Here is a 9305-nt window from a genome sequence, read left to right as displayed (position 1 = left end):
TGACACCACTCGGTACGCAGACGCTGATCAGTGGTTTACGAAAGCTCTTTTTGCCAACTGCTTTCTGAATGAAATATTTCATCATTTTCTCTGTTACTGTATAATCAGAAATAACACCCTGACGCAGCGGTCTGACTGCTACGATATTTCCCGGTGTTCTACCAAGCATCAGTCTTGCTTCCTCACCAATTGCTTTAATTTTATTTGTATCGCGGTCAAATGCAACAACGGATGGCTCTTTTAAAACAACGCCTTTGCCTTTGACATAAACAAGAATACTTGCTGTACCTAAATCAATTCCAATATCTGTTGAAATCATCTTTTTGTCTCCTTTCCCTTTTCATCCTCGTATTTCATCTGTCTCTATAATAAAGTTCTATTTCTAATTTAACCAAACTAAATCGTCTTTCGAAATATGAACCGGCATACGTGTTTTTATTATATACAAATAATTGCATTTTTCAAAGCCTTTTTTTCCTTTTCAGAGAAATCCACGATGAATTAACCAATTCTTAATAGTTTTTTAGGAAAAGTAATTCTTTTTTTCTAAAATGTTCGCAATTTAATCACAGAATGGACACATTCTCTTTTTATACTAACACTCGTAATCGATTATAAAAGGCTTTTGCTTTTTATAATAAATTTTTCATAACTCAAGCTTCCCGGATTCCCCAAGTCCGGGAAGTACTCCCCGAAAGTTCAGGCACCGCAAAACGCGGTGCCTTTTTATGCATACTCGCATGCGAAGAAATTATTGCTTCGCAATCATACTCGGCGCAAACAAGAAAACTGTGCTGTTTAAAGTCTTCATTACGAAAATATATGGCAGCACAGTTTCTTGATTTTATTTATTCGTTTATTATTTCAGATATTTCTTCACGTATTTTCCGGTATAGGAAATCGAATTTTCTGCCACCTGCTCCGGTGTCCCCTCCGCAATGACAGTTCCACCGCCATCGCCACCTTCCGGTCCCATATCAATGATATAATCCGCTGTCTTGATCGCATCCAGATTATGTTCAATAACAACCACCGTATTGCCGCCGTCTGCCAGACGATGCAGGATCTCGATCAATTTGTGTACATCTGCAAAATGCAATCCCGTCGTCGGCTCATCCAGAATGTAGATGGTCTTTCCGGTGCTACGCTTGCTCAGCTCTGTTGCCAGTTTGATTCGCTGTGCCTCGCCTCCAGATAACGTTGTGGATGGCTGTCCCAGACGCACATAGGAAAGTCCTACATCATATAACGTCTGAATCTTACGCTGAATGGAAGGGACATTCTCAAAAAATGTCAATGCCTCCTCCACTGTCATATCCAGCACATCATAAATGCTTTTTCCTTTATATTTAATTTCCAGAGTTTCACGGTTATAGCGTTTCCCCTGGCACACTTCACACGGAACATACACATCCGGTAAAAAGTGCATTTCAATCTTTAAAATTCCGTCTCCGGAGCATGCCTCGCATCGTCCGCCCTTGACGTTAAAGCTGAATCTGCCCTTTTTGTATCCTCTTGCCTTAGCATCCGGTGTTGCCGCAAACAGATCACGGATCTGGTCAAACACACCGGTATAAGTTGCCGGATTGGAACGCGGAGTTCTTCCGATCGGAGACTGATCGATGCAGATGACTTTATCAAGCTGCTCTAATCCATCAATGCCTTTGTGCTTTCCCGGAATGCATCTTGCACGATTTAAGCTTCTTGCCAGATGTTTGTATAAAATCTCATTAACCAGAGAACTTTTACCGGAACCGGACACACCTGTCACGCAGGTCATAACGCCCAGCGGTACTTTTACATCGATATTTTTCAGGTTGTTTTCCTGCGCTCCGCGTACTGTGATAAATCCTGTCGGCTGCTTACGTTCCTTCGGCACCGGGATCACCAGTCTGCCGCTTAAGTACGCTCCCGTCAGAGACTTTTCACATGCCATAATATCGTCAACCGTACCGGCTGCCACTACTTCTCCGCCATGCTCTCCGGCTCCCGGCCCGATATCCACGATATAGTCCGCCGCACGCATGGTATCTTCGTCATGTTCTACTACAATTAATGTATTTCCAAGATCTTTCAGATTCTTCAACGCTGCCAGCAGTTTATCGTTATCACGCTGATGCAGACCGATACTCGGCTCATCCAGAATATAAGCCACACCAACCAGACCGGAACCGATTTGGGTTGCCAGACGGATACGCTGTGCCTCACCGCCGGACAAAGTACCCGTTGCTCTCGACAAGGTCAGATATTCCAGTCCTACTTCTTTCAGAAATCCAACACGGGCACGGATTTCCTTTAAAATCTGGTCACCGATCAGATGCTGCTGCTCGGTCAATTGTAAATCTTCCAAAAATGCGCACAGGTCTTTTACGGACATGGAAGTAATCTCATGGATATTTTTATCTGCAACGGTAACTGCCAGAGATTCTTTTTTCAGACGCTGTCCATGGCAGGATTTACACGGTGTGATCCGCATAAATGTCTCATATTCCTGCTTGGTCAGATCCGATCCGGTCTCACGGTAGCGGCGTTCCACGTTGCGGATCAGTCCCTCAAATGCCACATCATAAACACCGACGCCGCGCTGTCCTCGATAATGTACCACTAATTTTTTTCCATCCGTTCCATGTAAGATCACATTACGCACAGATTCCGGCAATTCCTCGTATGGTGTATTCAGGTCAAAATCATATTCTTCTGACAATGCTTTCAAAATCGCGTAAGTGTAGCTGGACGGATCATTGGAAGACTGCCATCCCATCACTTGAATCGCACCTTCTGCCAATGATAAATGTTTATCCGGAATCATCAGATCCTCGTCAAATTCCATCTTGTAGCCAAGTCCGAAACACTCCGGGCAGGCGCCAAAGGGATTGTTAAAGGAAAAACTTCTCGGTTCTATCTCACCAATACTGATGCCGCAGTCCGGGCAGGAAAAACTCTGGGAAAACTGGATCTGCTCTCCACCGATCACATCCACGGTCATCAGTCCGTCCGCCAGTTCCAGTACATTTTCAATGGAATCCACCAGACGTTTTTCAATGCCTTCCTTTACTACCAGACGGTCTACTACAACCTCGATATTGTGCTTTTTATTTTTATCCAGACTGATCTCCTCTGTCAGTTCATACACACTCCCGTCAATCTGTACACGTACATAACCACTGCGTTTGATGCTGTCTAACAGTTTCTGATGCGTACCCTTTCTGCCACGAACTACCGGCGCCAGAAGCTGGATTTTCGTCCGTTCCGGAAGCTGCATGATCTGATCTGCCATCTGATCAACGGTCTGTTTTTTAATTTCTTTTCCGCATTTTGGGCAATGCGGAATACCGATTCTTGCATACAGTAATCGGAAGTAATCATATATTTCCGTCACGGTTCCAACAGTAGAACGCGGATTTCGGTTTGTTGATTTCTGATCGATGGAAATTGCCGGAGACAGTCCTTCGATTTTCTCCACATTCGGTTTTTCCATCTGTCCAAGGAACTGACGGGCATAGGAGGACAGGGATTCCATATAGCGACGCTGTCCCTCTGCATAAATCGTGTCAAATGCCAGAGAGGATTTACCGGAACCGGACAGACCGGTCAATACGATAAACTTATCTCTTGGCAGCGTGACATCAATATTTTTTAGGTTATGCTCATTGGCTCCTTTGATCTTAATGTATTGTTGTGCCATAGTTGTTGTTCTCTTTTCTTTCGCTTTCTAGTATTCACGTTTTTTATTTCTTTATGCTACATGTATCATAACTATTTTTCATAGATTACTCATAATTCGTTTCATAAAATGTAATTCTGCAAAAATACTATTTGTATTTTAGGAATCTTAAGCATTCTGAAGCATTTTCTTCAGATCCACCATCTGATCACGCAGCTGCGCGGCAGCTTCAAAATTCAGTTCTGCTGCTGCCTTTTTCATCTTCTTCTCCACATCTTTGATCAGTTTTTCCAGTTCCTTCTTACTCATGGATTCCGGATCTTTCTTAAACCGTACCTCTTCCTGAGCAACCTTTTTAGAAATACTGATCAGATCACGCACAGATTTCTGAATCGTCTTCGGTATAATTCCATGTTCTTCATTATATGCCATCTGGATCGCACGACGACGCTCCGTTTCATCCAGAGCCAAACGCATGGAATCCGTGATCGTATCCGCATACATGATAACGTGTCCTTCGCTGTTTCGCGCTGCACGTCCAATCGTCTGAATCAGAGATGTCTCAGAACGCAGGAATCCTTCCTTGTCCGCATCCAAAATTGCTACCAGCGTAATCTCCGGAATATCCAGTCCTTCTCGCAGAAGGTTGATTCCCACCAGTACATCAAACACATCCAGACGCAGATCACGGATAATCTCCGCACGCTCCAAAGTATCAATATCAGAATGCAGATATTTGACACGGATACCGATTTCTCGCATATAATCCGTCAGATCCTCTGCCATTTTCTTCGTCAATGTCGTGATCAGAACTTTATGACCTGCCGAAGTTTCCTTATTTACCTCACCAATCAGATCATCAATCTGTCCCTCTACCGGCCGAACCTCTACATACGGATCCAGCAGACCGGTCGGACGGATAATCTGCTCCGCACGCAGCAATTCATGCTCTTTCTCATATACATTCGGCGTTGCGGAAACAAACAGCATCTGATCAATCTTGCTCTCAAACTCTTCAAAGTTCAACGGACGGTTATCCTTTGCCGATGGCAGACGGAAACCATAATCAACCAGCGTCGATTTTCTCGACTGGTCACCCGCATACATGCCGCGCACCTGTGGAATCGTAATATGTGACTCATCCACAATGATCAGAAATTCATCCGGGAAATAGTCGATCAGCGTATAAGGTGGAACTCCCGGCTTCAGTCCTGCCAAATGTCTCGAATAATTCTCAATACCGCTGCAAAATCCCGTTTCACGTAACATTTCAATATCAAAATTCGTACGTTCTGCGATACGCTGTGCTTCGATCAGCTTATCTTCCCCTTTAAAATAACGCACACGCTCTTCCATCTCTTTTTCAATCTCGACCGTTGCCTGATTGATTTTTTCCTGTGGAACAACGTAATGAGAAGCCGGGAAAATCGCGCAGTGCTCCAGTCGACTCTTGATCTCTCCGGTCAGCACATCGATTTCCGTGATTCGGTCAATCTCATCTCCGAAAAACTCTACCCGAACTGCCGTATCCGTATTGTTTGCCGGAAAAATCTCCAGAACATCGCCGCGCACACGAAACGTACCACGATGAAAATCCATATCATTTCTCATATACTGAATGTCAATGAGCTGACGGATCACATCATCCCGGTCACGCTCCATGCCCGGTCGCAGGGAAACCATCATGTTCTGATAGTCCACCGGACTTCCCAGACCATAAATACAGGAAACACTAGATACGATGATGACGTCGCTGCGCTCCGTCAGTGCGGCTGTAGCAGACAAACGCAGCTTGTCAATTTCTTCGTTAATTGCTGAATCTTTTGCAATATATGTGTCTGTAGACGGAACATAGGCTTCCGGTTGGTAGTAATCATAGTAGGAGACGAAATACTCAACGGCATTGTTCGGAAAAAATTCTTTCATTTCCCCGTAAAGCTGTGCCGCCAATGTCTTATTATGTGCAATGATCAACGTCGGTTTGTTCAACTGCTGAATGACGTTCGCCATGGTAAATGTCTTTCCAGAGCCGGTGACACCAAGCAGGGTTTCAAACTGATTTCCTTCCTTGAAACCTTTCACCAGTTCCGCGATTGCCTGCGGCTGATCGCCGGTTGGTTTGTATTGTGAGACTAATTCAAAATGATCCATGCAGACCTCCTGAGTAAATCTGATTTATATCGTAAATAGCTGTCATGTTTTTACTTTCTTAGTACTGTTACCCGATTAGTATATCATTCATATAGAAAAAAGTACAGAGCAAATCGAATGTTTGTTCTGTACTTTTTTCTCATATTCCACCTACTCTACTCGCAAAACTCCACGATCTTCTCCGCAGTCTCTTCCTGCTGCTCTTTTGCCGAAATATCCGCTTCTCCATCGCCTTTCTGCGCACCATAATCTCCATATCCCGCATGATTACCGCCCTGGATGCAGAATTCTTCATAAACAGACGGCATCAACTTTCGTCCTTCCGTCACCTTATCCATATTCACAACTCCATCGTTGCTTCCATAAATAGACAACACTTTCAGATCTGTGTCTGACAAATCTTTTGTGGAATACGCAGCCAAAAATATCAGTCCATCCAGCTTTTCACTGTTCTTATCTGCATAAACGGCTGCCATCGCCCCTCCCAGAGAATGCCCTGCCAGATACCAGTGATCATAACTGTAAGTTTCCATAATTTTATCTGCACGATTCATCCCCATAAACGCCAGATTGCCCGGCATATGCACCAGATAACAATCAATTCCGTGCGCAGCCAGCTGTTTCAGCAAACTTGCGTATGCTAAATCTTCCACCTTTGCTCCCGGATAAAAAATCAGGGCTGTATCATTGCCCGGTCCATCAAAAAAGTAGCCGTACTCAGCTTCCTCTACCTTTACATCATCTGTACTCTTCAGTGCCGCCTGCCGATTCTGCACATGATAATAATTGCTTACATAAACAAGGGACACGATGATCAAAGCCACTATCACGATCAGGCCGATCAAACCCGCCCGTTTTAATCTTTTTCTGCTTTTCTTCTTACTCATTTTCTTTTCCTTTCCTGTCTGCTAATTCTTTTTTAGTCCATCTCAACAATCTTAATTTTTTCATACCCATCATTTCTTAAAATTGTTGTAAAAATTCCGCAAATTTATTTTTTTCTCTTGACGAATGCATTTTTTCGTATTAAACTGACCAAGGTTTTGAGAGGATGACCATTCAAACAACCTTGATTCATAATACATCAGATTTATGTTTTCTAAAAGTTTTTTATAAAACACGGTTCAATTTTGCCACATAATAAACAGGCAAATAAATACTGGTATCATCCACAGAAAACATTCTGAAATTTTAACAGGAGGTGTGATCATGGACAATTGTGATAGTACAGGACGAAGTATGATCTGCGGTGGCAGACAATGGAAACTGATTATGCAGCTGTTCCATGTAATTCACTGATCCCTGCATTTTCATTTCCAACCGAATATAAGATTGATATAAAACTATACGGAACGTCAGTTCATTTTAATTTAATTTATATATGTTACATATTCATTTTCTCACTTGAACTGCGTATTAATCCCTATAACTTTATTCAATTTACTCCCACCGCACAAAGGATTCCTATACTGCACAGTAGTAACTGTAACGTTTGCTTTCGGACTTTCGTAAAGCGGTGATTTTTTATGCCCTTTTTTCAGAGGTACACAACTTTATTACCCGTGCATTACCATTTTGCCTTTAAAAGTTGACAAATGTATCTAAGTATCTGAGGGCTGTCAGGAGGAAATGAGATGAAAAAAACATCAAACATCAAACCAAACTACGCAGAAGAATTACTGAAAATCATTCAGAGCCCGTTAAAAAATGAGGTCCTGTTGGATCGGCTGAATGATTATCATGAAAGAGATATTGCAGATGCGTTAGAACTGCTGTCACCACAGCAGCGCAAGAAACTGTATCCGGTGCTTGGTGCCAAACGTCTTGCGGAAATTTTTTCCTACTTGGAGACACCGACACAGTATCTGTCAGAGCTCAGTGTCAATCAGGCTGCAAAAATCGTATCCTACATGGATTCTGATGATGCGGTAGATGTACTGGAACAGATGGAAGCATCCGCAAAAGAAAAAATCGTAAAATTGCTGGATGCTGATTCCAGTCATGACATCCATTTGATTCTCTCCTACGATGAGGATGAAATCGGAAGTATGATGACAACGAACTTTGTTGCCATCAGAAAAGAACTGTCTGTCCGTCAGGCTATGCGTGAACTGGTAGAACAGGCAGGCGAAAATGACAATATTTCCACAGTTTACGTAGTAGATGATGCCGATAAATTTTACGGCGCCATTGATCTGAAGGATCTGATCATCGCCAGAGAAAACGATGAACTGGAAGACATCATCAGTACTTCTTATCCATATGTAACAGATCATGAAAAAATTGAAAACTGCATCGAAACGATTAAAGATTACGCCGAAGATTCTCTGCCAGTTCTGACCGAAACTGGAGAACTGATCGGTATTCTGACTGCTCAGGATATCGTAGAAGCAGTCGATGATGAAATGGGTGAGGACTACGCAAAACTGGCTGGTTTGACTGCTGAAGAAGATCTGCATGAGAAAACATCCACCAGTATCAAAAAACGTCTGCCATGGCTGATCATCCTGCTTTTTCTCGGAATGGCAGTATCTTCCGTGGTCGGCGTATTTGAAACAGTCGTAGCTGTACTGCCGATCGTTATGTGTTTCCAATCCCTGATTCTTGATATGGCTGGAAACGTTGGTACCCAGTCTCTGGCTGTTACCATCCGTGTACTGGTTGATGAAACATTAACTGCAAAACAAAAATTTGGTCTTGTTTTGAAGGAGATGAAAGTCGGATTCTTAAATGGACTTTTCCTTGGAATCCTCTCCTTCGTATTCATCGGTCTGTACATCTGTGTGTTAAAAAATTATCCGATGGGACATGCATTCCTGATCTCCGGCTGCGTTGGATTTTCCCTGATGGTAGCCATGGTGATCTCCAGCATGGTCGGCACATTGATCCCGATGTTCTTTCACAAGATCAAAATCGATCCGGCAGTTGCTTCCGGTCCGTTGATCACAACTGTCAACGATCTGGTTGCCGTTGTTACTTACTACGGACTTGCATGGCTGCTGCTGATCCATGTACTGCATATAATTTAAAAAACATACGCCATTCATCATGACTACATGATTAATAAGTACAACAGGATGATAAAATTTGTTTCTATAAAAAGCAAACAAAATCATATAAAAAGACAGCTGTATACTAAGTATTTCTCAGCGTACAACTGTCTTATTTTTTACATATCGTTGTATTCCTTACTATTATTCGGACTACATCTGTTTTCTTACAATACTGTACTCGTCTCCTGGGCGATAATACGGACATTCCCGAAACTGCCCGATGATGAACCGATACATCTCATCCTGATCCAGATCCTGGGTACAGACATAGTACTCATAATCTTCGTCATATTCATAATTCATACAGTATTCGCAATTTGATCCTGTGCGTTTCTGCTTTTCACTCATATTCTGCCTCAATCCTGTTTATATAATGTTCTTTCCATTCTGGTCAAGCGGATATTCGCAATCCGCTTCGCTACTTGCTCATAACCGAA

The 9305-nt window shown here is 42.8% G+C and carries 6 protein-coding genes; 1 reads left to right on the top strand and 5 read right to left on the bottom strand.

Annotation, left to right across the window (positions count from 1 at the left end; all coding sequences use genetic code 11):
- From LG34_RS06290 to LG34_RS06275, 4 genes are all read right to left on the bottom strand, one after another.
- A partial coding sequence (locus tag LG34_RS06290) for a rod shape-determining protein (RefSeq protein ID WP_181369308.1) occupies window positions 1–319 on the bottom strand: 319 nt, incomplete at its 3' end.
- Between the two features lie 540 nt (window positions 320–859).
- On the bottom strand, window positions 860–3685 hold the full coding sequence (uvrA, locus tag LG34_RS06285; protein WP_109215333.1) for an excinuclease ABC subunit UvrA: 2826 nt from the start codon (window positions 3683–3685) through the stop codon (window positions 860–862).
- A 147-nt stretch (window positions 3686–3832) separates the two neighbouring features.
- The gene (gene uvrB, locus LG34_RS06280; protein WP_109215332.1) at window positions 3833–5815 is read right to left on the bottom strand and encodes an excinuclease ABC subunit UvrB; all 1983 of its coding nucleotides are present in this window, start codon (window positions 5813–5815) and stop codon (window positions 3833–3835) included.
- A gap of 155 nt (window positions 5816–5970) precedes the next feature.
- A complete protein-coding gene (locus LG34_RS06275) occupies window positions 5971–6702 on the bottom strand; it encodes an alpha/beta fold hydrolase (protein WP_109215331.1) in 732 nt (243 codons plus the stop codon).
- Between the two features lie 747 nt (window positions 6703–7449).
- On the opposite strand from LG34_RS06275, the gene mgtE reads away from it, so the two are divergent.
- Entirely contained in the window at window positions 7450–8844 is a 1395-nt protein-coding gene (gene mgtE, locus LG34_RS06270) for a magnesium transporter (protein WP_109215330.1), read from the top strand.
- Between the two features lie 174 nt (window positions 8845–9018).
- Here the strand turns inward: mgtE and LG34_RS06265 are convergent, their stop codons facing one another.
- On the bottom strand, window positions 9019–9216 hold the full coding sequence (locus LG34_RS06265) for a DUF6472 family protein (RefSeq protein WP_109215329.1): 198 nt from the start codon (window positions 9214–9216) through the stop codon (window positions 9019–9021).
- Between the last annotated feature and the right edge of the window lie 89 nt (window positions 9217–9305).

Source organism: Eubacterium ramulus (assembly GCF_003122485.1).
In the GTDB taxonomy this organism is placed as follows: domain Bacteria; phylum Bacillota; class Clostridia; order Lachnospirales; family Lachnospiraceae; genus Eubacterium_I; species Eubacterium_I ramulus_A.
Note: the sequence above shows the minus strand (reverse complement) of the source record. Positions and strands in the feature narration are given on the sequence as shown.